Annotated in this window: 17 protein-coding genes and 1 tRNA gene; 9 read left to right on the forward strand and 9 right to left on the reverse strand. The window is 69.0% G+C overall.

Translation table 11 applies throughout. The features are described from left to right. The first annotated feature begins 291 nt into the window (after positions 1–291). Genes tauA through ACI6GS_RS17110 form a run of 4 tightly spaced genes read left to right on the forward strand, consistent with a single transcriptional unit; the run spans position 292 to position 3,709 of the window. Entirely contained in the window at positions 292–1,302 is a 1,011-nt protein-coding gene (tauA, locus tag ACI6GS_RS17095) for a taurine ABC transporter substrate-binding protein (RefSeq protein ID WP_439814665.1), read from the forward strand. A gap of 31 nt (positions 1,303–1,333) precedes the next feature. Then, positions 1,334–2,143: a taurine ABC transporter ATP-binding protein gene (locus ACI6GS_RS17100; protein WP_439814666.1), complete on the forward strand. Its 810-nt coding sequence runs from the start codon at positions 1,334–1,336 to the stop codon at positions 2,141–2,143. Then, positions 2,115–2,960, forward strand: a complete 846-nt coding sequence (locus ACI6GS_RS17105) for an ABC transporter permease subunit (protein WP_439814667.1) — start codon at positions 2,115–2,117, stop codon at positions 2,958–2,960. Before ACI6GS_RS17100 ends, ACI6GS_RS17105 begins: the two co-directional genes overlap by 29 nt. A 17-nt stretch (positions 2,961–2,977) precedes the next feature. Beyond that, positions 2,978–3,709: an SDR family oxidoreductase gene (locus ACI6GS_RS17110; protein WP_439814668.1), complete on the forward strand. Its 732-nt coding sequence runs from the start codon at positions 2,978–2,980 to the stop codon at positions 3,707–3,709. Positions 3,710–3,759: 50 nt separating this feature from the next. Here ACI6GS_RS17110 and ACI6GS_RS17115 read toward each other — a convergent pair whose 3' ends face one another. Continuing rightward, positions 3,760–9,345 (reverse strand): beta strand repeat-containing protein, encoded by a 5,586-nt coding sequence (locus ACI6GS_RS17115; protein ID WP_439814669.1) that lies wholly within the window; start codon positions 9,343–9,345, stop codon positions 3,760–3,762. A 236-nt stretch (positions 9,346–9,581) separates the two neighbouring features. Here ACI6GS_RS17115 and ACI6GS_RS17120 point away from each other — a divergent pair, with 236 nt between their 5' ends. Beyond that, complete coding sequence (locus tag ACI6GS_RS17120; protein WP_439814670.1) at positions 9,582–10,343, forward strand: MBL fold metallo-hydrolase; 762 nt, start codon at positions 9,582–9,584, stop codon at positions 10,341–10,343. Here the strand turns inward: ACI6GS_RS17120 and ACI6GS_RS17125 are convergent. Then, positions 10,340–10,795, reverse strand: coding sequence for a hypothetical protein (locus tag ACI6GS_RS17125; protein WP_439814671.1), 456 nt, complete (start codon positions 10,793–10,795; stop codon positions 10,340–10,342). The genes ACI6GS_RS17120 and ACI6GS_RS17125 overlap by 4 nt on opposite strands. A gap of 332 nt (positions 10,796–11,127) precedes the next feature. Next, positions 11,128–11,910: an enoyl-CoA hydratase gene (locus tag ACI6GS_RS17130; RefSeq protein WP_439814672.1), complete on the reverse strand. Its 783-nt coding sequence runs from the start codon at positions 11,908–11,910 to the stop codon at positions 11,128–11,130. Positions 11,911–12,083: 173 nt separating this feature from the next. Here ACI6GS_RS17130 and ACI6GS_RS17135 point away from each other — a divergent pair, with 173 nt between their 5' ends. Next, entirely contained in the window at positions 12,084–14,144 is a 2,061-nt protein-coding gene (locus tag ACI6GS_RS17135) for an ATP-binding protein (protein WP_439814673.1), read from the forward strand. 44 nt (positions 14,145–14,188) lie between these two features. Here ACI6GS_RS17135 and ACI6GS_RS17140 read toward each other — a convergent pair. From ACI6GS_RS17140 to ACI6GS_RS17160, 5 genes are all read right to left on the reverse strand, one after another. Beyond that, positions 14,189–14,265, reverse strand: a tRNA-Pro gene (locus ACI6GS_RS17140). Positions 14,266–14,390: 125 nt separating this feature from the next. Further along, a complete protein-coding gene (locus ACI6GS_RS17145; RefSeq protein ID WP_439814674.1) occupies positions 14,391–14,873 on the reverse strand; it encodes a MarR family winged helix-turn-helix transcriptional regulator in 483 nt (160 codons plus the stop codon). Between the two features lie 50 nt (positions 14,874–14,923). Next, positions 14,924–15,835 (reverse strand): 3-hydroxyisobutyrate dehydrogenase, encoded by a 912-nt coding sequence (mmsB, locus tag ACI6GS_RS17150; RefSeq protein WP_439817985.1) that lies wholly within the window; start codon positions 15,833–15,835, stop codon positions 14,924–14,926. A gap of 183 nt (positions 15,836–16,018) precedes the next feature. Beyond that, entirely contained in the window at positions 16,019–17,077 is a 1,059-nt protein-coding gene (locus ACI6GS_RS17155) for an enoyl-CoA hydratase/isomerase family protein (protein WP_439814675.1), read from the reverse strand. Continuing rightward, the gene (locus ACI6GS_RS17160; protein WP_439814676.1) at positions 17,074–18,222 is read right to left on the reverse strand and encodes an isobutyryl-CoA dehydrogenase; all 1,149 of its coding nucleotides are present in this window, start codon (positions 18,220–18,222) and stop codon (positions 17,074–17,076) included. Before ACI6GS_RS17160 ends, ACI6GS_RS17155 begins: the two co-directional genes overlap by 4 nt. Positions 18,223–18,356: 134 nt before the next feature. Between ACI6GS_RS17160 and ACI6GS_RS17165 the strand changes: the two genes are divergently transcribed. The 3 genes from ACI6GS_RS17165 to ACI6GS_RS17175 are packed head-to-tail and all read left to right on the forward strand — an operon-like array spanning position 18,357 to position 20,925. Beyond that, on the forward strand, positions 18,357–19,106 hold the full coding sequence (locus ACI6GS_RS17165) for an FkbM family methyltransferase (RefSeq protein ID WP_439814677.1): 750 nt from the start codon (positions 18,357–18,359) through the stop codon (positions 19,104–19,106). 43 nt (positions 19,107–19,149) lie between these two features. Continuing rightward, positions 19,150–20,136, forward strand: coding sequence for a porphobilinogen synthase (gene hemB, locus ACI6GS_RS17170; protein ID WP_439814678.1), 987 nt, complete (start codon positions 19,150–19,152; stop codon positions 20,134–20,136). Positions 20,137–20,187: 51 nt separating this feature from the next. Next, the gene (locus tag ACI6GS_RS17175; RefSeq protein ID WP_439814679.1) at positions 20,188–20,925 is read left to right on the forward strand and encodes a dienelactone hydrolase family protein; all 738 of its coding nucleotides are present in this window, start codon (positions 20,188–20,190) and stop codon (positions 20,923–20,925) included. Between the two features lie 122 nt (positions 20,926–21,047). Here the strand turns inward: ACI6GS_RS17175 and ACI6GS_RS17180 are convergent, their stop codons facing one another. Then, on the reverse strand, positions 21,048–21,779 hold the full coding sequence (locus ACI6GS_RS17180; RefSeq protein ID WP_439814680.1) for a sulfite exporter TauE/SafE family protein: 732 nt from the start codon (positions 21,777–21,779) through the stop codon (positions 21,048–21,050). Positions 21,780–21,786 lie beyond the last annotated feature (7 nt).

Below are 21,786 nucleotides of genomic sequence, written 5' to 3' on the forward strand. Positions count from 1 at the left end.
TCACTGGAGAATCTTATTGCGATCAAACCCTATTTACTAAGTAGGGTTTCGCCAGCACGATCCCGCCATATCCGCTGGACACGCTGGATCCATCCATGATCGCCCTTCCGCCTGCCCCTGCCCCACGGTGTCGCCACCGTGCCGCGGCGCGCGCGTCGCGGGCCTGGGTCACGGCGCCACCGGCGCGATGTTGCCGCCGCGGCTGACGCCGCCGGCCTGACCAACCCAACCACACGCATCCGTAGTTTGACCGGCGCGCTCGGCGCGCGCCGGCCGAGGGAGACTTTGCCCATGCACAAGCTCATTGCCGCAGCCGCCCTTCTGGCAGCCAGCGCCCTTGGCGCACCGGCCCAGGCGGCCGACCAGAAGGTGGTCGTCGCCTACCAGACCGACCCCACGCCCTTTGTCCGGGCCGTTGCCTCCGGCGAACTGGAGAAGGCCACCGGCTGGCAGATCGAGTTCCGCCGCTTCAACTCTGGCGCCGAGATCTTCGCCGCCATTGCGTCCGGCGACGTCCAGATCGGCGATGTCGGCTCCAGCCCCTATGCGGCCGCGACCAGCAAGGGCATCGACGTACGCGCCTTCTACATCAGCGCAGGCGCAGGCGATTCCGAGGCACTGGTCGTGCGGGACGGCTCCGGCATCGAGACGCTGGCCGATCTGAAGGGCAAGCGCCTGGCGGCGGCGCCGGTGTCAACCGATCACTACATGCTGCTGTCGACCCTGAAGCAGGAAGGCATTGCCGCGAACGAGGCCGAGGTCTTTGCCATTCCCCAGCCAGAGATCGTGGCCGCCTGGTCGCGCGGCGACCTGGACGGCGCCTTCGTGTGGGAACCGGCGCTGGGCAAGCTGAAGGAAAACGGCAAGGTGCTGCTGACTGCTGGCCAGGCGGCAGAACGGGGCGCCGCGACGTTCACCGCCCTGGTCGCCACGGGCGCATTCGCCGAGGCCAATCCGGAGTTCCTGCAGGCCTTCACCGCGACGGTCGACGGCTTCTACCGCGACTATGCCGCGCATCCGGAGGCGTGGAACGCGACCTCGGAAAACGCCCGTGTCCTGGCCGACTTCACGGGGGCGAAGCAGGAGGACGTGCCGGCCCGTTTGGCCGGGTCCATCTACCTGCCGGCAGCGGTCCAGGCCAGCCCCGCCTGGCTGGGCGGGGCCAAGGACTCGGGCGTGGCCAAGGTCCTGTCCAACACGGCTCAGTTCCTGCTCGAACAGCAGAAGATCACTGCCGTCGCCGACGACTACAGCCCGTTCGTCGATCCGCGCTTCGTCGTCGCCCTGCCGGCCACGAACTGAGCGCGGCACGCATGACGGAAGGCGCCGGACCATGAGCCTTGTCATCGCCCAGGCCGGCGTCACGTTCCAGGGTCGCGACGGCCGGACGCTGCGCGCGCTGGACGATGTCTCCCTGGAAATCCCCCCGGGCGGCTTCACCGTCGCCCTGGGGGCGTCGGGTTGCGGCAAGACCACGCTGCTGAACGTGATCGCCGGGTTCCAGCCGCTGACCGACGGCAGCGTCACGCTGGACGGCGCTCCGGTGCGCGGGCCGGGGCCCGATCGCGGCGTGGTGTTCCAGAAGGACACGCTCTATCCCTGGGCCCAGGTCCAGGACAACGTCGCGTTCGGCCTGCGCATGGCCGGTATGGCCAAGTCCCTGCGGCGCGCCCGCGCAGCCGAACTGCTGGCCATGGTGGGGTTGGAGGGCTTTGCCACGAGCTACCCCTACGAGCTGTCGGGCGGCATGCGCCAGCGCGTTTCGCTGGCCCGGGCCCTGGCCACGCGGCCACGCCTGCTGCTGATGGACGAGCCGCTGGGCGCGCTTGACAGCCTGACGCGGGAGGCGATGCAGGAACTGATCGCCGACCTGTGGGCGCGCACGAACGCGCGGGTCTTCTTCATCACCCACTCGATCGAGGAAGCGCTGTTCCTGGGAACGGAGCTTCTGGTCATGTCGCCGCGCCCGGGTCGCATCGTGGCGCGCTATCCCCTCGACTTCGTTCATCGCTGGCTGGCCACGCGGGACGCCCGCGCGATCAAGTCAGACCCCGCCTTCGTCCGCCTGCGCGAGGAGATCCGCGACCTTGTCCACGCAACCGGGGAGCGCGACCATGGCCGTCCTATCGCCCGCAGCGCCTGACCCCACGCTGCGCCGGCGATTCCTGCAGCACCTGGGGTGGCAGGCCCTGCGCCAGGCCGGTTCCACGCCGATCAGCGTCGTGTCGGCCGGCGTGCTGCTGTTCGCCTGGTGGCTGACGGCGGCGCTCAAGCTGGTCCCACCCCTGTTCCTGCCACCGCCGGAGCTTGTCCTGTCGCAGGCCTGGGTCGTGGCCACCCGCGGCTTTGCGGATGCAACGCTGGCCGAGCATGCCGCGACGAGCCTGATGCGGGTCGGCAGCGCGTTCGTCATCGCCACGTCGATCGCGATCCCGCTGGGCCTGGCGATGGGCATCAGCCGGGTGGCCAAGGGGATTTTCGATCCCCTGATCGAGTTCTACTGGCCCCTGCCGCCCCTGGCCTACCTGCCCCTGGTCATCATCTGGCTGGGCATTGGCGAGGTGGCGAAGGTCACGCTGATCACCCTCGCCATGTTCGCACCCCTGTGCATCGCGGCGCAGGCGGGGGTGCGTTCCGTCTCGGCGGAGCGGATCCAGGCGGCGCGGACCCTGGGCGCCAGCCGTCTGCAAGTCCTGCTGCACGTGATCCTGCCGGGTGCCCTGCCGGAGGTCCTGACCGGTGTGCGGATCGGCGTGGGCACAGGCTGGTCGGTCCTGGTGGCCGCGGAACTGGTCGCTTCGACCCGCGGCCTTGGCTACATGACGCTGTCGGCCGCGCACTTCCTGGTGACAGAGGTGGTGTTCGTCGGGATCTTCTCGATCGCCTTCTTCGCCATCGGCTTCATGCTGGCCGTCCGGGCGCTGGAGCGCTGGCTGACCCCCTGGAAAGGCCGGTCCTGAACGGGCAGTCTGCGCGCATGGACACGGACACGGCCGGGCTGCAGGACCTGGCAGGCCAGCGAATCCTGGTCGTCGGGGCGGGCTCGGGCATTGGCCGCGCCGTTGTCGATGCCGCCCTGGCGGCCGGCGCCATGGTGGCCGCCTTTGGCCGCCCCGGACCCAGCCTGGACCGCCTGGCCTCGCAGGCGCTGCCCGGCGTCCGGGTCGCGCCCCTCGACCTTGCCGATGGCACCGCGATCGCCCCGGCATTGGCCGAGGCTGCGCCGTTCGACCATGTCGTGTCGACGGCGGCACATGCGCTGCGCCAGCCGTTCGGCGAAATCGCGCTGGATGCCGCGCGCGCGGCATTTGACGTGAAGTTCTGGGGCCAGGTCGCGCTGGCCCAGGCGGCCGCCCAACGCCTGCCGGCGCATGGCTCGATCGTTCTGGTGTCGGGCATTTCCAGCCGGCGCGGCCTGCCGACCCATGCGATCCAGGGTGCGATCAACGGCGCGCTGGAAGCCCTGGCACGCAGCCTGGCGGCGGGCTTGGCGCCGATCCGCGTGAACGCGGTGGCACCGGGCTACATCGACACCCCACGCCACGGCAGTGCCCCCGACCAGGCAACCCTCGCCCGCATCGGCCAGACGCTGCCCGTGGGCCGCGTCGGGCGGCCCGAGGAAGTGGCCGCAACCATCCTGCATCTGATGGCCAATCGCTTCCTGAACGGCACCGTCATCGACATTGACGGCGGCCACACCGCCACCTGAACCGGCTGGCGGACGGGGATGCAGCCGCACGGCCGCATCCCCATCTCGCCTCAGACGACCAGGGTCAGCAGGGCGTTGACCTGCTCGGTCGACATCGACTGGATCTGCGTCGTGGTGAACGCATTGCCCTGGGTCGTTGTCAGGGCGGCGATGTCGTCGGTGCCCACATAGTCGATCTGCGCCGTGGTCAGGCCCTGGATCGCCGTCGTGCTCAGACCCGCAAACTGCGTCGTGGTCAGGGCGCTGACCTCGGTGCTGGTGAAGCCCTTGACCTGCGTTCCGTTCAGGACGCCGATCTGCGTCGTGGTCAGGATCCCCAGCTGCGTCGTGGTCAGCACGCCGATGTCGGTCGATTCCAGGCCCGTGATCTGCGTCGTGGTCAGGACGCCGATCTGGGTCGTGGTCAGGCCCGTCACCTGCGATGTGCTGAGGGCGCCGATCTGGGTGGAGCTGAAGCCGCCGACCTGCGTCGTCGTCAGCGCGCCGATCTGGCTGGACTTGAAGCCGGCGATCTGGGTCGTGGTCAGCGCCGCCAGGTCCGTCGACTCGATGCCCTGGACCTGCGTCGTGGTCAGCGCGCCCAGCTGCGTCGTCTTGAAGCCGCCGAACTGCGTCGTGGTCAGCGCCGCGATGTCCGTCGTCTCCAGCCCGCCGATCTGGGTCGTGGTCAACGCCCCCAATTGGGTCGAGCTGATGCCACCGAACTGGGTGGTGGTCAGCGCCGCAACCTCGGTCGTGGTCAGGCCGCCGATCTGCAGCGTCGACAGCGCGCCCAGCTGGGTCGAGGTCAGGCCGCCCAGCTGCGTGGTCGTCAGCGCCCCCAGGTCGGTCGACTCGATCCCCTTCACCTGGGTCGTGGTCAGGCTGCCCAGCTGCGTGGTCGTCAGGCCGCCAACCTGTGTCGTGGTCAGGCCCGCAACCTGGGTCGAGGCCAGGCCACCGACCTGGGTCGTCGTCAGCGCGCCGACCGAGGTAGAGGTCAGGCCACCGATCTGCATCAGGGTCAGCTTGCCCACCTGGGTGGAGGTGAGGCCGCCCAGCTGCGTGGTGGTGATCGCGCCCAGCTGCGTCGACTTGACCCCGCCCAGCTGCGTGGTGCTCAAAGCCCCCAGGCTGGTGGAGGTCAGCCCACCGAACTGAGTCGTGGTCAGCGTCCCCACCTGGACGGAAGTCAGGCCCCCCAGCTGGGTCGTCGTGAGCGTGCCCAGCTCGGTCGTGGTCAGGCCGCCCAACTGCGTCGTGGTCAGCGCCGCCAGCTGCGTCGACTTCAGGCCGCCGAACTGGGTCGTGGTCAGGTTGGTCAGTTGCGTCGTCGTCAGGCCGCCCACCTGCTGGGTGGTCAGGCCGCCCAGCTGCGTGGAGGACAGACCGCCGACCTGCGTCGTCGTCAGCGCCTTGACCTGGGTCGAGGTGACGCCGCCGATCTGCGTGGTGGTCAGGCCGCCCAGCTGCGTGGTGGTCAGGCCGCCGACCTGCGTCGTCGTCAGCGCGCCCAGCTGCGTCGACTTCAGGCCACCCACCTGGGTCGTGTCCAGGCTGCCGATCTGCGTCGTGTTGAAGCCACCCAGCTGGACGACCGTCAGCACGCCGACCTGGGTCGAGGTCAACCCGTCGATCTGCGTGGTCGTCAGGTTCGCGACCTGCGTCGACTTGATGCCGCCGACCTGCGTCGTCGTCAGGGCGCCCAGGCTGGTCGAGGACAGGCCGCCCACCTGCGTGGTCGTCAGGACCCCCACCTGGGTCGAGGTCAGGCCACCCAGCTGGGTCGTGGTGATGGCCCCCAGCTCAGTCGTGGTCAGGCCGCCCACCTGCGTCGTGGTCAGCGCGCCAAGCTGCGTCGACTTCAGGCCACCGAACTGCGTGGTGGTCAGGTCGGTCAGCTGCTGCGTGGTCAGGCCACCGACCTGAAGCACAGTCAGCGCCCCCAGCTGCGTGGAGGACAGGCCACCCACCTGGGTCGTGGTCAGCGCCTTGATCTGGGTCGAGGTGACTCCCCCGATCTGCGTCGTGGTCAGGCCGCCAAGCTGCGTCGTGGTCAGGCCGCCCACCTGCGTGGTGGTCAGCGCCCCCAGCTGCGTCGACTTCAGGCCACCCACCTGGGTCGTATCCAGGCTGCCGATCTGCGTCGTGTTGAAGCCGCCCAGCTGGACGACCGTCAGCACGCCGACCTGGGTCGAGGTCAACCCGTCGATCTGCGTCGTGGTCAGGTTCGCGACCTGCGTCGACTTGATGCCGCCGACCTGCGTCGTCGTCAGCGCGCCCAGGCTGGTCGAGGTCAGGCCACCCACCTGCGTCGTCGTCAGCGTGCCAACCTGGACGGAGGTCAGGCCGCCCAGCTGGGTCGTGGTGATGGCCCCCAGCTCGGTCGTCGTCAGGCCGCCCACCTGCGTCGTGGTCAGGGCACCAACCTGGGTCGACTTCAGCCCGCCAAACTGCGTGGTGGTCAGGTTCGTGATCTGCTGCGTGGTCAGGCCGCCGACCTGCAGCGTCGTCAGGCCGCCCAGCTGGGTCGAGCTGAGCCCGCCCACCTGCGTCGTCGTCAGGGCCTTGATCTGGGTCGAGGTAACGCCGGCCAGCTGCGTCGTCGTCAGGGCGCCAAGCTCGGTGGTAGTCAGGCCACCGACCTGTGTCGTGGTCAGAGCCCCCAGCTGCGTCGCCTTCAGGCCGCCCAGCTGCGTCGTGGTCAAGGCACCGATCTCGGTCGTCGTCAGGCCGCCCACCTGCACCAGGCTGAGCGCGCCCAGCTGGGTCGAGGTCAGGCCACCCAACTGAGTCGTGGTTAGGTTGGCGATCTGGGTCGTCTTCAGGCCGCCCACCTGCGTCGTCGTCAACGCGCCCAGGCTGGTCGAGGACAGGCCGCCCACCTGCGTCGTGGTCAGCGTACCGACCTGGACGGAGGTCAGGCCGCCCAGCTGGGTCGTGGTGATCGCTCCCAGTTCGGTCGTGGTCAGTCCGCCGACCTGCGTCGTCGTCAGCGCGCCGACCTGGGTCGACTTCAGCCCACCGAACTGGGTCGTGGTCAGGTTGGTGATCTGGGTTGTCGTCAGGCCGCCCACCTGCACGGTCGTCAGCCCGCCCAGCTGCGTGGACGACAGGCCGCCGACCTGCGTGGTCGTCAGGACGTTGATCTGGGTCGAGGTGACGCCCCCGATCTGCGTCGTGGTCAGGCCACCCAGCTGAGTCGTGGTCAGGCCACCGACCTGGGTCGTCGTCAGGGCGCCCAGCTGCGTCGACTTCAGGCCACCCACCTGGGTCGTGTCCAGGCTGCCGATCTGCGTCGTGTTGAGGCCGCCCAACTGGACGACCGTCAGCACGCCAACCTGGGTGGAGGTCAGGCCGTCGATCTGCGTCGTGGTCAGGTTCGCGACCTGCGTCGACTTGATGCCGCCGACCTGCGTCGTCGTCAGCGCGCCCAGGCTGGTCGAAGTGAGGCCGCCCACCTGCGTCGTGGTCAGCGTGCCCACCTGGATCGAGGTGAGCCCCCCCAGCTGCGTGGTGGTGATGGCACCCAGTTCGGTCGTGGTCAGGCCGCCGACCTGTGTCGTGGTCAGCGCACCAAGCTGCGTCGACTTCAGGCCACCGAACTGGGTCGTCGTCAGGTTGGTGATCTGGGTCGTGGTCAGGCCGCCCACCTGCAGGGTGGTCAGGCCGCCCAGCTGCGTGGAGGACAGGCCACCCACCTGGGTCGTGGTCAGCGCCTTGACCTGGGTCGAGGTGACGCCGCCGATCTGGGTCGTGGTCAAGCCGCCCAGCTGCGTCGTGGTCAGGCCACCCACCTGCGTGGTGGTCAGCGCGCCCAGCTGCGCCGCCTTCAGGCCGCCCACCTGGGTCGTGTCCAGGCTGCCAATCTGCGTCGTGTTCAGGCCACCCAACTGCACCGAGGTCAGCACGCCGACCTGGGTCGAGGTCAGGCCGTCGATCTGCGTGGTCGTCAGGTTCGCGACCTGCGTCGACTTGATGCCGCCGACCTGCGTCGTCGTCAGCGCGCCCAGGCTGGTCGAAGACAGGCCGCCCACCTGCGTCGTCGTCAGCGTGCCCACCTGGAGGGAGGTGAGGCCCCCCAGCTGGGTCGTGGTGATCGCCCCCAGCTCAGTCGTGGTCAGGCCGCCAACCTGGGTCGTGGTCAGGGCCGTCAGCTGCGTCGACTTCAGGCCGCCGAACTGCGTGGTGGTCAGGTTGGTGATCTGCGTCGTGGTCAGGCCGCCGACCTGGACACTGGTCAGGCCACCCAGCTGGGTCGAGCTGAGCCCGCCCACCTGCGTCGTGGTCAGCGCCTTGATCTGGGTCGAGGTCACGCCCCCGATCTGCGTGGTGGTCAGGCCGCCCAGCTGCGTGGTGGTCAGGCCGCCGACCTGCGTCGTCGTCAGCGCGCTCAGCTGCGTCGCCTTCAGGCCGCCCACCTGTGTGGTGTCCAGGCTGCCGATCTGGGTCGTGTTCAGGCCACCCAACTGCATCGAGGTCAGCACGCCGACCTGGGTCGAGGTCAGGCCGTCGATCTGCGTCGTCGTCAGGTTTGCGACCTGCGTCGACTTGATCCCGCCAACCTGCGCGGTCGTCAGTGCCCCCAGGCTGGTCGAGGACAGGCCGCCCACCTGCGTCGTCGTCAGGGTACCGACCTGGACCGCCGTCAGGCCGCCCAGCTGCGTCGTGGTGATCACGCCCAACTCGGTCGTGGTCAGGCCACCCACCTGCGTCGACGTGAGTGCCGCAAGCTGGGTCGACTTCAGGCCCCCGAACTGTGTCGTGCTCAGGGCACCGATCTGCGTGGTGGTCAGGCCACCGACCTGGACCACGGTCAGGCCACCCAGCTGCGTGGAGGACAGCCCCCCCAGCTGCGTCGTGCTCAGGGCCTTGACCTGGGTCGCGGTGACGCCGCCCAGCTGCGTCGTCGTCAGGGCGCCCAGTTCGGTCGTGGTCAGGCCACCGACCTGCGTCGTGGTCAGCGCCCCCAGCTGCGTCGACTTCAGGCCGCCAAGCTGGGTCGTGCTCAGGGCCCCGACATTGGTGGAGGTCAGGCCACCCAGCTGCACCAGGCTCAGCGCCCCGACCTGGGTCGAGGTCAGGCCACCCAGTTGCGTGGTGGTCAGCACGCCGACCTGGCTCGACGTCAGGCCCGCGAATTGCGTCGTCACCAGCGCGCCCAGGCTGGTGGAGGTCAGCCCGCCGACCTGCGTGGTGCTGAGGGCCCCGACCTGCGTCGCCATCAGGCCGCCGACCTGCGTCGCCGTCAGGGCGCCCAGGTTCGTCGTGCTCAGCGCCTTGACCTGGGTCGTGGTGAGGACGCCCAGCTGCGTCGACTTGACCCCGCCCAACTGCGTCGTCGTCAGCGCCCCCACCGCGGTGGAGCTGAGGCCGGGCACCTGGGTCGTGGTCAGCGCCCCCAGCTGGGTGCTGCTGACGCTGCCCAGCTGGGTCGTGGTCAGGCCGCCCAGCGTCGTCGACTTGAAGGCCGAGAACTGTGTCGTGGCCAGCGCGGCGATGTTGGTCGTGGTGAAGGCGGCCAACTGCGTCGAACTCAAGGCCGCGATCTGGGTAACCGCAAGCGCCTGGATGTCGGTCGTCTTCAGGTTGCTGATGACCGTGGTCGTCAGACCAGCGATCTGTGTCGTGGTCAGACCCGAAATGATCGAGGCCATCAGACTGTAACTCCAGCGGAAGCGGTTGCGGCGGGACAATGGGCAGTCAGGGGGGCCATCCACCGCGCTTCGGCCGGCACCCGCCTCGGTTGCTTTCGCAACTGCCGCAGGATTCCGGGCGCGCGCACGGCGTAACCCCCTCTGGTTCGCATGCACAGTGCGCGTCCAAGAATTGAGAACACGTAAACAGCGTCACGAACCGTGACTTTCGGGCGATGGGCGGTCACGCTGGCGTCATGGCCCTCATCCGCACGATCGACGCTTCCGCCTGGTATGAGACGGTGCGGCAGGCGGACGATGTCACCCTGATCCACGAGCCGTGGATCAAGCCGTTCTACCGGTGCAACATGTGGCACGTCCGCGGGCGCGACTTCGACCTGCTGTTCGATACCGGGCTTGGCGCCGTGCCCCTGCGACGCAGCGTGCCGCTGCTGGCCGGGCGGCCGGTGATCTGCGTCGCCAGCCACGCGCATTTCGACCATGTCGGCGCGATGCACGAGTTCGCGATCCGCTGCATCCACTGCGCGGAGGCTGGCGTCCTGTCCCGGCCGGATCGCCGGTCGACGTTGGCCGATCCCTATGCCTGCGATGCGATGTTCGATGCCGCTCCGTCCGGATGGGACGCTGCGACCTATGCCGTGACTGCGGCACCGGCAACCCGGACGCTAACCGATGGCGACGTCATCGACCTGGGCGACCGGGCCTTCACCGTCCTGCATGTGCCGGGCCATTCGCCAGGCGGGATTGCCCTGTGGGAGGCCCGGACGGGAATCCTGCTCTCAGGCGACGTGATCTATGACGGCCCGCTGATCGACGATGGCTTTGGCAGCGACGCCAGCGCCTATGCGACCTCGGTCAGGCGGTTGGCCGCCCTGCCCGCCACGATCGTGCATGGCGGGCACTTTCCCAGCTTTGGCGGGACCAGGCTGGGTCAGCTTGCGGACGAATACCTTGCGGGGCGGCGACAGCCAGGCTGCCCCGCCCCGCCAGGATCCTAGCGGTAGCCGTAGCTGGGCTGCGCCAGCAGCGCGCCCAGCAGCGCGCCCGCGGCCAGGCCTGCAATGCCCGCGGCCAGGGCGTCGTCGTCATTATTGTTGCGATAATAGTAGCCGCCCCCGCCATAGCCGCCGTAATAGGCTGGCGGCGGCGCGTAGTAGGCGCGCGGCGGCGGTGCGTAATAGCCCCGGTTCCAGTTGCGATGGCCCCGCCACTGGTTGCCGCGCCAGCCGTTGTCGCCATGGCGACGCCACTCGCCGCGGTTCCAGTCGCGACCCGGCCCACGGTTCCAATGCCGGCCCCGGCCATCCCAGTCGACCTGCGTCACCTGGGCGCCCGGCATGGCCTGGGCGGCGACGGCCTGAACGGCAACGGCCGGGGGCGTGAGGCCGGCGGCGGCGGCAGGGGCCACCGCACCGGCAAGGGTCGCGCATGCCACCAGTCCAGCGACCACGGACCTCGTCCACTTGCGCACGATCGATTCCTCCTGGATCCGCTGGGCAACCGGGCCAGCCGGGATTGGCTGCGTGGTACCGGGATCCGCTGCTCTGGCCTGTTCAACGGCTGGAGCAGTGGTTTCCTGCGCTCGCCATCGGCCATCGCCGTCGTGAACCTATCAAGTGGGCGCCGCTGCTTGCGTCTCAAGCGACAAGCCTGTGACCGCTGCCACAACGCCGTGTGGTGGGGCGCCGCCGGGCGGTGCCGGCGCCATTCCTTCGACGGCACACCCGGCCAGCCCGCCCCCGCACAGCAGCAGCACAGGCCGGGCGCGCCGGGTGGATCCCGTCAGGCGGTCTGCGACTTGCCGCGCTGGCGAATCGCCTCGCGCCGCGCCTCCACGTCGGCGGCGGCGACGGTCGTGTTGGCCGACTTGGAGCGCTGAAGCTCCAGCGCCATGGCATCGCCGAAGCCGACCGCAAAGCCGTCGTCGATCAGCCGCTTGTAGTTCAGCAGCATCTCCGGCACCAGGCTCAGCATGTCGGTGGCGAGCTTCCGCGCCGCGGGCAGCAGTTCGTCCGGCTCCACCACGCGATTGACCAGGCCCCAGGCCTCGGCCTGCGCGGCAGAGAGGAAGTTGCCGGTCAGCGACAATTCCTTGGCGCGATAGATCCCGATGGTGCGCGATAGACGCTGTGACAGGCCCCAGCCCGGCATGATGCCCACGCGGCCATGGGTGTCGGCAAAGCGCGCATTGGTCGAAGCCAGCAGCACGTCGCAGGCCAGTGCCAGTTCGAACCCGCCGGTGATGGCGACGCCATTGATGGCGCCGATCACCGGACCCTTGAAGGCGCCCAGCGCCCGAACGGGATCGCGCACCTCGACCGCGGCAGAGATCGCATTGCCACCGCCGGAGCCCAGCTCCTTCAGGTCCAGGCCCGCGGTGAAGGCTCGGCCGGCACCGGTCAGGATGATGACGCGGACGGCGGGATCCGCCTCCAACGCATCGATCGTGTTGGCCAGTTCGGTGCGCAGCTGGGTCGACAGCGCGTTCATCGCGTTCGGCCGGTTCAACGTCACGACGGCATAGCCTTCTGCGGCCTTCTCGACCAGCACCACCGGTTCTGACATCTGCCCTCCCCTTGTTTCATCTGTCCGCGACGCCTGTGACGCGTCCGGCTCGATCGTTCGGCGCCACCATAAGCGAACGCGACACCTCGTCCAGCCTTGGCGTGGCATGTCGGCATGGTTGCAGTGCTGAAGGTGCAAACGCACTATCATCCCCAGGCCTGACTGAGGGGTTCATGCCGAGGCATCCTGCTGGTCTGATCGTTGCCGTCCTGATTGGCCTGCTGCTTGCGATCGCGCTCGGCCCGGGGGATTCCGTTGCGCGCCCGGGCGAACTCCTGGCCGTCGAAGGCGGGACGCAGTGGCTTGAACTTGGGCCGCACCTGATGCTGCTGGAAGACCCGGCGCGGACCCTGTCGGACCAGGACGTAGCGACTCTGCCCGACAGCGCCTTCACCCCGGCGACCAGCGAGATCCCGACCATCGGCGTCACCCGCAGCGCGTGGTGGGCGCGCGTCGCGGTCCGGCCCCCGCCCCGCGCGGACGATTTCCGGATCGTCTCAGCCGATCCCGAGGTCTTTCGCATCGACCTGACCCAGTTCGATGCGACCCTGGCCCGGGTAGGCCAGGCCTCGACCGGCATCCTGGTCGAACCCTGGCAGCGGATGTCGGGCGGGCGACGCTTCATCCTGCCGGTCTGGCTGAAGCCGGGGCAGGACGCGATCCTGGTCTTTCGCATCGAATCGCCCGCGGCCCTTCAGCTCGGCTTCGCGCTGGCGACGCGGGAGGCGATGGAGGACATCGCGCAGGACGACTGGCTGCTGCTCGGCGCGTTCTTCGCCACCCTGCTGACCAGCGGCATCTATATCGCCGTTGCCTGGCTCAGCCTGCGCGAGCGTGCCCTGCTGGTCCTGCTGGCAGCGCTGGGCTGCCTGTCCGCCTGGCTCGCGGTGTATGACGGCATGGTGCGCGAGCTGGTCACGCCCGATTATGGCCCGCTGTTCTTTGACCTGGGCACCTGCGCCCTTGGCCTTGGCTCGCTCCTCCTGCTCGAGTTCGTGCGGGAGTTCCTCGACCTCAGGCGGCAGGCGCCCGACCTTGACCGGTGGCTGTCGCTGGCGCGCGCCGGTCCCATCGCGACCTTTGTCGCCGCGGCGTTGGACCGCCACCTCCTCAGCTTCGTCTCGGCCCTGGCCGCGACCACCCTGCTGATCCTGATCCTGGTCGTGGCGGCGCTGTGCTGGCGCCGCCGCCTGCCGCTGAGCGAGGTCTTCCTGGCGGCCTGGAGCCTGCCATCGCTGACCTCGATCGCGTTCGGCCTGTCCCACCTGGGCATACTGCCGGGGACGACCTGGACCTATGAGGGGGCGCACCTGGGCATCGCCGCGTGGGCGATGATGTCGGCCGTCGGCGTCGCCTACATGCTGGCCACACGCCAGGCCGATCGCGAGCAGCGGCTGCGCAGCCATCGCGACGTCCTCGAGCAGCGTGTGGCCGACCGGACTGAGGCGCTGCAGGCCGCCCTCCAGGCGGCGCAGCAGGCGGACATCGCGAAGTCCGCCTTCCTGGCCACGATGAGCCACGAGCTGCGCACGCCCCTCAACGCGATCCTGGGCTTCTCGGAGATCATCCGCGACCAGTCGATGGGGCCCAACGCGATGGGGCAGTACCGCGAGTACGCCACCCACATCCACGACGCCGGCAGCCACCTGCTGAACCTGATCAGCGATATCCTGGACCTGTCGAAGATCAGCGCCGGCCGCCTGGAACTGCACCCCGAGCCCGTCGACCCGGCGGAACAGGTGGAGGCGGCGATGGAGATGTTCCATCGCGACGCCGCACAGCGGGGCATCAGCCTCAGCGGTCCTGCCTGGCCGCAGGGCGCACCGGCGGAGCCCCTGCTGTTCCAGGCCGACCGCCGTGCAATCCGCCAGATGCTGCTGAACCTGATGTCGAACGCGCTGAAGTTCACCCCGCGCGGCGGCAACGTCCGGGTCGAGATCGAGCGCCTGCCCGATGGCGAGGTGACGCTGGCCGTGATCGACACAGGCATCGGCATGGACGCGGCGGGCCTGGCCAAGGCGCTTGAGCCGTTCGGCCAGGTCGACGGTCCCATCTCGCGCTCGGAACCGGGGACGGGCCTAGGCCTGCCCATCGTCAAGGCGCTGATCGAGGCCCATGGCGGGCGTCTGATCGTGCGGACGGCGCTGGGCCATGGCACGGCCATGGTGCTGGTGTTTCCGGCGGCGCTCGTGGGCCCGGCCCGCCCGGCACAGCCCGCACCGGCCGCTGCCTGAACGGCCCCAGGCCCGATTGGCCGCGCGGGCCGCCATGAAAAGATTGGTCGGGGCGAGAAGATTCGAACTTCCGACCTGCTGTACCCAAAACAGCCGCGCTACCAGGCTGCGCTACGCCCCGAGGCCGGTGAACCTAGTGCCAGCCGCGCCGGGTTTCAACTGCGACGGCCAGTCCCGCCCGGTTCCCCCGCCATGACCAAGCGAGCGGAACCGCCGCCGCATGCGGGGTTAGAGGGGACGAAAGTCCTACCGGCGTCTGGGCAGCTTTTCGGACCAGAACAGTTCGAGCGCGCGGAGGCCGCCGTTGAGGTTGTCCAAACCCTGGTCGTCGAGGCCCGGGCGGCGGGCGAGGTTCGCCACCTGGCGGTCGTAGAGGACCTCGACCAGGCCGGCGATGGCCTTGCCTTCCTCGGTCAGCTTGATGCGCACGGCGCGGCGGTCGCGCGTCGAGCGCTGGTGGTCGATCAGGCCGTTCTCGACGAGCTTCTTCAGGTTGTACGAGACGTTCGAGCCAAGGTAGTAGCCGCGCGTCATCAGCTCGCCCGCGGTCAGCTCATCCTCGCCGATATTGTAGAGGAGGAGCGCCTGAACGGCGTTGATCTCCTCCCGCCCCGACTGATCGAGCTCGGCCTTGATCAGGTCGAGCATGCGACGGTGCAGTCGCTCGATCAGCGCAAGCGATTCGAGATAGAGCGTCTTGCGCTCGTTCGTATCCTGCTCAGCGCTCATCTGACGGCCGCTCTCCTGAAGAATCCCTGTTCGTGGGACTCAGGGCCTGCTCAGGCCTTGCCCCGAATCATCTGAATGATGCCAGAGAAATCGACGCCACCATTCCCGGCAAGGTCATAGAGGCCATAGAGCGCGGCCGCCTCCGCCCCCAGCGGGGTGGCCGCACCGGCCTTCGAGGCCGCTTCCTGAGCCAGGCGCAGGTCCTTGAGCATCATGGCGGCCGTGAAGCCCGCCTTGTAGTCGCGGTTGGCAGGCGAGGTCGGCACCGGGCCGGGAACCGGGCAATAGGTCGTCAGCGACCAGCACTGGCCGGACGCGGTCGAGGAGATGTCGAACAGCTTCTGGTGATCCAGGCCCAGCTTCTCGGCCAGCACGAAGGCCTCCGAGACGGCGATCATCGAAATGCCCAGGATCATGTTGTTGCAGATCTTGGCCGCCTGTCCGTTGCCGGCGCCGCCCGCATGGACGATCGTCTTGCCCATCTTCTCCAGGAACGGCCTGGCCTTGGCAAAGGCGGTGTCGCTGCCGCCGACCATGAAGGTCAGCGTGCCCGCCTCGGCCCCGCCCACACCGCCGGAGACAGGCGCATCGACCATGTGATGGCCAGCGGCCTCCGCCGCGGCGATCACCTCGCGCGCAGTCGCCACGTCGATCGTGGAGCAGTCGATCAGCACGGTGCCCTTCGGCGCCTTGGCGATCAGGCCGTCATCGCCCAGGTAGACCTGGCGGACATGCGCCCCGGCCGGCAGCATGGTCACGATGACCTCTGCCCCGCTGGCCACACCGTTGGCCACGTCGACGACCGCGGCACCGGCAGCCTTGGCCGTGTCCTTGGCCGCCTGGGCAAGGTCGAAGCCGGTCAGCGAATGCCCGGCCTTGAGCAGGTTGCGGGCCATGGGTCCGCCCATGTTGCCAAGCCCGATGAAGCCGATCTGCGCCATGTCCCTCTCCCTTGTTCGTATTCTACGTGCCGCCGATCTCTGAGCCAGACCGGAAGCAATCGGTACCTCATCCTGAGGAGGCCGCAGGCCGTCTCGAAGGATGAGCCACCGGCGCACCGGCGGCCAATCCTTCGAGGCTACGCTTCGCTTCGCACCTCAGGATGAGGATGCGAGGGTTTTGGCGGCGGCGTTCTGCGCGTTCCGTCAGGGCAGGCGCAGTTCCCTGTCGCCGATCGGCGCGAAATAGCCGTCGACCGTGGCGTCGTCGACCGCGCCCAGGCGATCGGGGTTCCACTTCGGCTTCTGGTCCTTGTCGATCACGACGGCGCGCACGCCCTCATAGAAGTCGACGCCTTCGATGATGCGCTGGGTCATGCGGTATTCCATCCGCATGCAGTCCTCGAACGACAGGTCGGCACCCCGGCGGATCTGCTGGAACGTGACCTTCAGGCTGGTCGGCGACTTGATGGCGATCGTCTGGGCTGCGTCCTTGGCAAAGTCGCCGCCGTCGCGCTCCAGCGCCACCAGTACTGCCTCGACCGAAGACTCGGCGAAGCAGCGGTCGATCACGGCGCGGTGCGGTGCCAGCGTCTCCGCCCCCGGATCCTGGGCATGGGCCCTCAGGATCGCCTCGACATCACCGCCCTGGGCCAGCGCGGCGCGCAAGGCGGGCAGTCCGGCGCTCGGCACGAAATGGGTGCCCACGCCGATCGGTACCAGATCGCCCGGGCCCTTGAGCCGCGCGCCCGTCAGGCCCAGGTACATCCCCACCTGCCCCGGCAGGCGCGGCAGGAAATAGCTGCCCCCCACGTCGGGGAACAGGCCGATTCCCGTCTCCGGCATGGCGAAGAGGGTCTTCTCGGTGACCACGCGCCACGTCCCGTGGACCGAGACGCCGACCCCGCCGCCCATGCAGATGCCGTCGACCAGGGCCACATAGGGCTTGGGATAGCGCTTGATCTGCGTGTTCAGGCGGTATTCGTCGGCATAGAAGGCCGCGGCATAGCCGTCGCCCGCCTTGCCCGAGTCGTGCAGGGCGCGGATGTCGCCCCCGGCACAGAACGCTTTGTCCCCTGCCCCCACGACCACGACCAGCTTCACGCCGTCGTCCTTGGCCCACAGCTCCAGCTGCTGCGCCATCAGCAGGACCATGTCGCGGGTCAGGGCGTTCAGCGCCTTTGGCCGGTTCAAGGTGACGATGCCGGCGACGCCGTCCTGCGCGAAAGTGACCTCAGGCTCGGCCACCAGGCTTGCCGTGCTCATGCGCTGGCCTGTTCCAGCAGGCGCCGCGCGATGATGACGCGCATGATCTCGTTCGTCCCTTCCAGGATCTGGTGCACCCGCAGGTCGCGCACCAGGCGCTCCAGCGGATAGTCGCGCAGGTAGCCGTAGCCGCCATGGATCTGCAGCGCCTCGTTCACGACGTTGAAGCAGGCGTCGGTCGCGAAACGCTTGCCCATCGCGCAATAGAGCGAGGCATCGGGCGACTTGGCGTCCAGCTTGGCCGCGGCGCGATGGACCATCAGGCGCGCGGCCTCAAGCTCCGTCGCCATGTCGGCCAGCTTGAACTGCAGGGCCTGGAACGAGGCGAGCGGCTTGCCGAACTGCTGGCGCACCGTCAGGTATTCCTTGGCGACGGCCAGGGCGGTGCGCGCGCCGCCCAGGCTGCACGACGCGATGTTCAGGCGCCCGCCATCCAGGCCCATCATCGCAATCTTGAAGCCGTCGCCTTCCTCGCCGATGCGGTTGGCGACGGGCACGCGGCAGTTCTCGAAAATGACCTGGGCGGTGGGCTGGGCGTTCCAGCCCATCTTCACTTCCTGCTTGCCGAAGGACAGGCCCGGCGTGCCCTTCTCGACCACGACGCAGGAAATGCCGGCCGGCCCCGGTCCGCCGGTACGCACCATGCAGACATAGACGTCCGACACGCCGCCGCCCGAGATGAAGGCCTTGGTCCCGTCCAGCACGTATTCGTCGCCGTCGCGCACCGCCTTGGTCCGCAGTGCCGCCGCGTCCGAGCCGGAACCGGGTTCGGTCAGGCAATAGCTGGCGATCCGGTCCATGGTCAGCAGGCTGGGCAGGAAGCGCTGGCGCTGCTCGTCATTGCCGAAGCGGTCGATCATCCACGACGCCATGTTGTGGATGGTCAGGTAGGCCGCCGTGGGCACGCAGCCGGCCGACAACTCCTCGAAGATCAACGAGGCGTCCAGGCGGCTCAACCCGGTGCCGCCAATGTCCTCCTGGATGTAGATGCCGGCAAAGCCCAGGGCCGCCGCCTCGCGCAGGCGATCGACCGGGAAATGGTGCTTCTCGTCCCATTCGGCGGCAAAGGGCGCCAGGCGATCGGCCGCGAAATTGCGGGCCACTTCCTGGAACGCGCGCTGCTCCTCGCTGAGCTCGAAATCCATGCAGCCTCCTGTGAACGCCGGCTCGCCCTTATGCCTGGGCCATACGCATGCCGCAGCGTCATTCCTGGCCGCGCTGATTAGCCGCCGCAAGCGTTTACTGTCAATTCGCGGCGACTCCGATACCCTCCGCGGCCATGGGTTTTCCGGCACTCAAGCCGCGCCAGCGCCTGACCTTCGTCGCGCATGCCGTCAAGGCGGCCGCGCGCCAGCATCATCGCGACCTTTATCCGCTGGTCCGGCGGCTGGTGCCGGCCGACGGCATCGTGGTCGATGTCGGCGCCCATGCCGGGCAATACACCAAGCTGTTCGCCAGGGCCGCCGCGCGCGGCCAGGTCCTTGCCTTCGAGCCGGGATCCTATGCAAGACGCATCCTGGAGGGTGCCGTCGCCTGGAACAACCTGCGCAATGTGGAGATCCTGCCCCTGGCCTTGGGTGAGGGCGACGGCTCGGCGGTGCTGTCCGTCCCGGTGAAGGCGCGCGGCAGCCTGGGTTTCGGCCTCAGCCATATCGGGCCCAGCGACCGGCCCTCCATCTCGGAGGAGGTGGCGACCACCAGCCTGGACGCGCTGTGGGCCGCCCGCCGCCTTGCCCGCCTGGACCTGATCAAGATCGACGTGGAAGGGTACGAGCTGTCGGTTCTGCGCGGGGCGCAGGGGGTGATGCGCCGCTTCCACCCCGCCCTCATCGTCGAACTGGTGGACAGCCATCTGGCCCGTGCCGGCTCGACCCCGGCCCAGGTCTTTGAACTGATGACCGGCCTTGGCTATGCCGCCCTGCGGATGGATGCGCCGGACGTCGACCGGTCGTCGACGGCGCTGCTGAGCCGCTTTGCGGGCGACGGCGACTACCTGTTCCGCGTACCCTCCCCCGCGCGCCGGACCTGACGGACCGGGCCGCTCAACCGCTACCTGCACCCGGGACTTCGCCATGGGATATCCGTTCACCCGCCTGCGCCGCCCGCGGGCCCATGGCTGGAGCCGGCGCCTGGTGGCGGAAAACCGCCTGTCCAGCGACGATCTGATCTGGCCGCTGTTCGTGACGGACGGCGTGACCGGCCCCGTCGCCACCATGCCGGGCGTCAGTCGCATGACTCCGGACGAGGCAGGCGACGCCGCGCGGGAAGCGAAGCGGCTGGGCATCCCGGCAATCGCCCTGTTCCCGCAGACCGATGCGCTGCTGAAGACGCCGGACGGGCAGGAATCCTGGAACCCGGACAACCTCGTGTGCCGGTCGATCCGCGCCATCCGCGCCGCCACCGGCACGGACGTCGGCATCATCTGCGACGTGGCGCTGGACCCCTATACCAGCCATGGCCATGACGGCGTGCTGGAAGGCGGCCGCATCGTCAACGACGCCAGCGTCGAATTGCTGGTCAGGCAGTCGCTGGTGCTGGCCGATGCCGGCTGCGACGTGCTTGCGCCCTCGGACATGATGGACGGCCGCATCGGCGCGATCCGCAAGGCGATCGAGGGGGCGGGCCATCACGACCTGCAGATCATGGCCTATGCCGCCAAGTATGCGTCGGCGTTCTATGGCCCGTTCCGCGATGCGGTCGGTTCGGGTGCCGTGCTGGTCGGCGACAAGCGCACCTACCAGATGGACCCCGCCAATGGGGACGAAGCGCTGCGCGAGGTCGGCTTCGACATCGAGGAAGGCGCCGACATGGTCATGGTCAAGCCTGGCCTGCCCTATCTCGACATCGTGCGGCGGGTGAAGGAGACGTTTCACGTCCCGACCTTCGCCTATCAGGTGTCGGGCGAGTACGCGATGATGCGCGCCGCGGCCCTGGCCGGCTACCTGGACGGGACGCGCACGATGATCGAGGTGCTGACCTGCTTCAAGCGGGCGGGCGCCGACGGCATCCTGACCTATTTCGCGCCAGAGGCGGCCAAGGTCCTGAACGGGGTTCAGTAGGCTCGCCCGCTCTGCCACACTCCCCGCCAACGACAAGACGGGGAGGACCGCATGATCGAGCACCAGTTGGAGATCGCGACCGCGGACGGCGCGATGGACACCTTCATCTGCCATCCGGAGCGCGACGGGCCGCACCCCGTCATCCTGTTCCTGATGGATGCGCCTGGCATTCGGGAAGAACTGCGCGACATGGCACGCCGCCTGGGCACGGCCGGCTATTACGTCATGCTGCCCAATCTCTACTACCGCCAGGGCGTGACCGAGCTTGGCACCTTCATCGGGCCCGGCAGCGAGGCCGTCCGGGAAAAGATGTTCGGCCTGATGGGCACGCTGAGCATTTCCGTCCTGAAGCGCGACATCGACAGCCTAATTGCCCATGCCGACGGCGATGCCGCAGCGGCGGCGGATCGCGTGGGCGCTGTCGGCTATTGCATGAGCGGCCAGTACGCCATGACCGCCGCCGCCCACCGGCCGGACCGGGTCCGGGCCGCAGCCTCGATCTATGGCGTCCGCCTGATCACCGAAGCCGCCGACAGTCCCCACCGCGCCGTCGCCAACAGCCCGGCCGAACTCTATGTCGCCTGGGCCGAGACTGACCACTACGCGCCCATCGAGGAGCTTCAGCCCTTCGCCGACGCCCTGAAGCAGGCCGGGGTCAAGGCGGAGGTCGAACTCTATCGCGGCGTCGAGCACGGCTTCGCGTTCCCGCAGCGCCCCGCCTATGACAAGCCCGCCGCCGAACGCCATTGGGAGCGCCTGTTCGCCCTGTTCGGGCGTAACCTGGGCTAGCGAACGCGGCTGCCGCACCAGGGAGTGGGTGGACACGTCCATTTCTTCCAACGTCGCCCGGTCTATCCGGGTGACGCAGGGGTGGAGGCAGGAGGGTCACGTTGGAAGCTGTCCAGCACCCTCTATCGCAGCACCCCATCCAGGACCGGCAGGCTGACCAGGGCGCTGGTTGCGATCATCGCGTAGCAGATGCGGCGGAAGGCAACCTCGCTGGCACCGGGGACGGCGCGGGCGCCGAGCAGGACGCCCAGGCCGAAGGCTGGCGCGGTGATCAGGCCCGGGGCCAGCAGGTCGGCCGTGACCAGGCCCCCGGCACCATAGCTGATGCCGGTCAGGACTGTGGCCACCGCAAAATAGAGCACGATGCTGGCCCGGGCCTCCCGCACCGGGAGGGCGCCGCCCAGCCAATAGGCGACGACCGGCGGACCGCCGGTCTGGGCCGCCCCGCTGCCGAAGCCGGCCAGCACGCCCACCCCAACAGTCGCCGCCGCGCGCGGTTGCCCCCTGTAGCGCCAGCCCGACACCAGCAGGGCCAGCATCGCCAGGACCAGGGCGACCACGAACCAGCGCAGCGCCAGGGGATCGCCATGGGCGAGCAGCCAGGTGCCGGCCGGCACCCCGACGAGGGCGCCCAGCGTCATCAGCGCCGCCGCCCTCCGGTCGCCCAGGCGCCAGGCATTGGGGATCAGCGGCATGGTGGTCAGCGCGTCGATGACGAGGAGCAGGGGTGCGGCCATTGCCGGGCCGATCAGGGCGCTGCCCAGCGGCATGAAGACCAGGGCCGCCCCAAACCCCGAAAAACCGCGGGCCAGGCCGGCGGCCAGGGCCGCCAGCGCCAGCAGCACCATCGTCATCAAGGCC

This window comes from Zavarzinia sp. CC-PAN008, assembly GCF_051903925.1.
GTDB lineage: Bacteria > Pseudomonadota > Alphaproteobacteria > Zavarziniales > Zavarziniaceae.

Bases quoted from the DNA above. Each gene is read 5' to 3' on its own strand.
- tauA (WP_439814665.1), top strand. From the start codon at position 292: ATGCACAAGCTCATTGCCGCAGCCGCCCTTCTGGCAGCCAGCGCCCTT.
- ACI6GS_RS17175 (WP_439814679.1), top strand. From the start codon at position 20,188: ATGATCGAGCACCAGTTGGAGATCGCGACCGCGGACGGCGCGATGGAC.
- hemB (WP_439814678.1), top strand. From the start codon at position 19,150: ATGGGATATCCGTTCACCCGCCTGCGCCGCCCGCGGGCCCATGGCTGG.
- ACI6GS_RS17115 (WP_439814669.1), bottom strand. From the start codon at position 9,345: ATGGCCTCGATCATTTCGGGTCTGACCACGACACAGATCGCTGGTCTG.
- ACI6GS_RS17135 (WP_439814673.1), top strand. From the start codon at position 12,084: ATGCCGAGGCATCCTGCTGGTCTGATCGTTGCCGTCCTGATTGGCCTG.
- ACI6GS_RS17160 (WP_439814676.1), bottom strand. From the start codon at position 18,222: ATGGATTTCGAGCTCAGCGAGGAGCAGCGCGCGTTCCAGGAAGTGGCC.
- ACI6GS_RS17165 (WP_439814677.1), top strand. From the start codon at position 18,357: ATGGGTTTTCCGGCACTCAAGCCGCGCCAGCGCCTGACCTTCGTCGCG.
- ACI6GS_RS17110 (WP_439814668.1), top strand. From the start codon at position 2,978: ATGGACACGGACACGGCCGGGCTGCAGGACCTGGCAGGCCAGCGAATC.
- ACI6GS_RS17100 (WP_439814666.1), top strand. From the start codon at position 1,334: ATGAGCCTTGTCATCGCCCAGGCCGGCGTCACGTTCCAGGGTCGCGAC.
- ACI6GS_RS17155 (WP_439814675.1), bottom strand. From the start codon at position 17,077: ATGAGCACGGCAAGCCTGGTGGCCGAGCCTGAGGTCACTTTCGCGCAG.
- ACI6GS_RS17105 (WP_439814667.1), top strand. From the start codon at position 2,115: ATGGCCGTCCTATCGCCCGCAGCGCCTGACCCCACGCTGCGCCGGCGA.
- ACI6GS_RS17145 (WP_439814674.1), bottom strand. From the start codon at position 14,873: ATGAGCGCTGAGCAGGATACGAACGAGCGCAAGACGCTCTATCTCGAA.
- ACI6GS_RS17120 (WP_439814670.1), top strand. From the start codon at position 9,582: ATGGCCCTCATCCGCACGATCGACGCTTCCGCCTGGTATGAGACGGTG.
- ACI6GS_RS17130 (WP_439814672.1), bottom strand. From the start codon at position 11,910: ATGTCAGAACCGGTGGTGCTGGTCGAGAAGGCCGCAGAAGGCTATGCC.
- ACI6GS_RS17180 (WP_439814680.1), bottom strand. From the start codon at position 21,779: ATGACGATGGTGCTGCTGGCGCTGGCGGCCCTGGCCGCCGGCCTGGCC.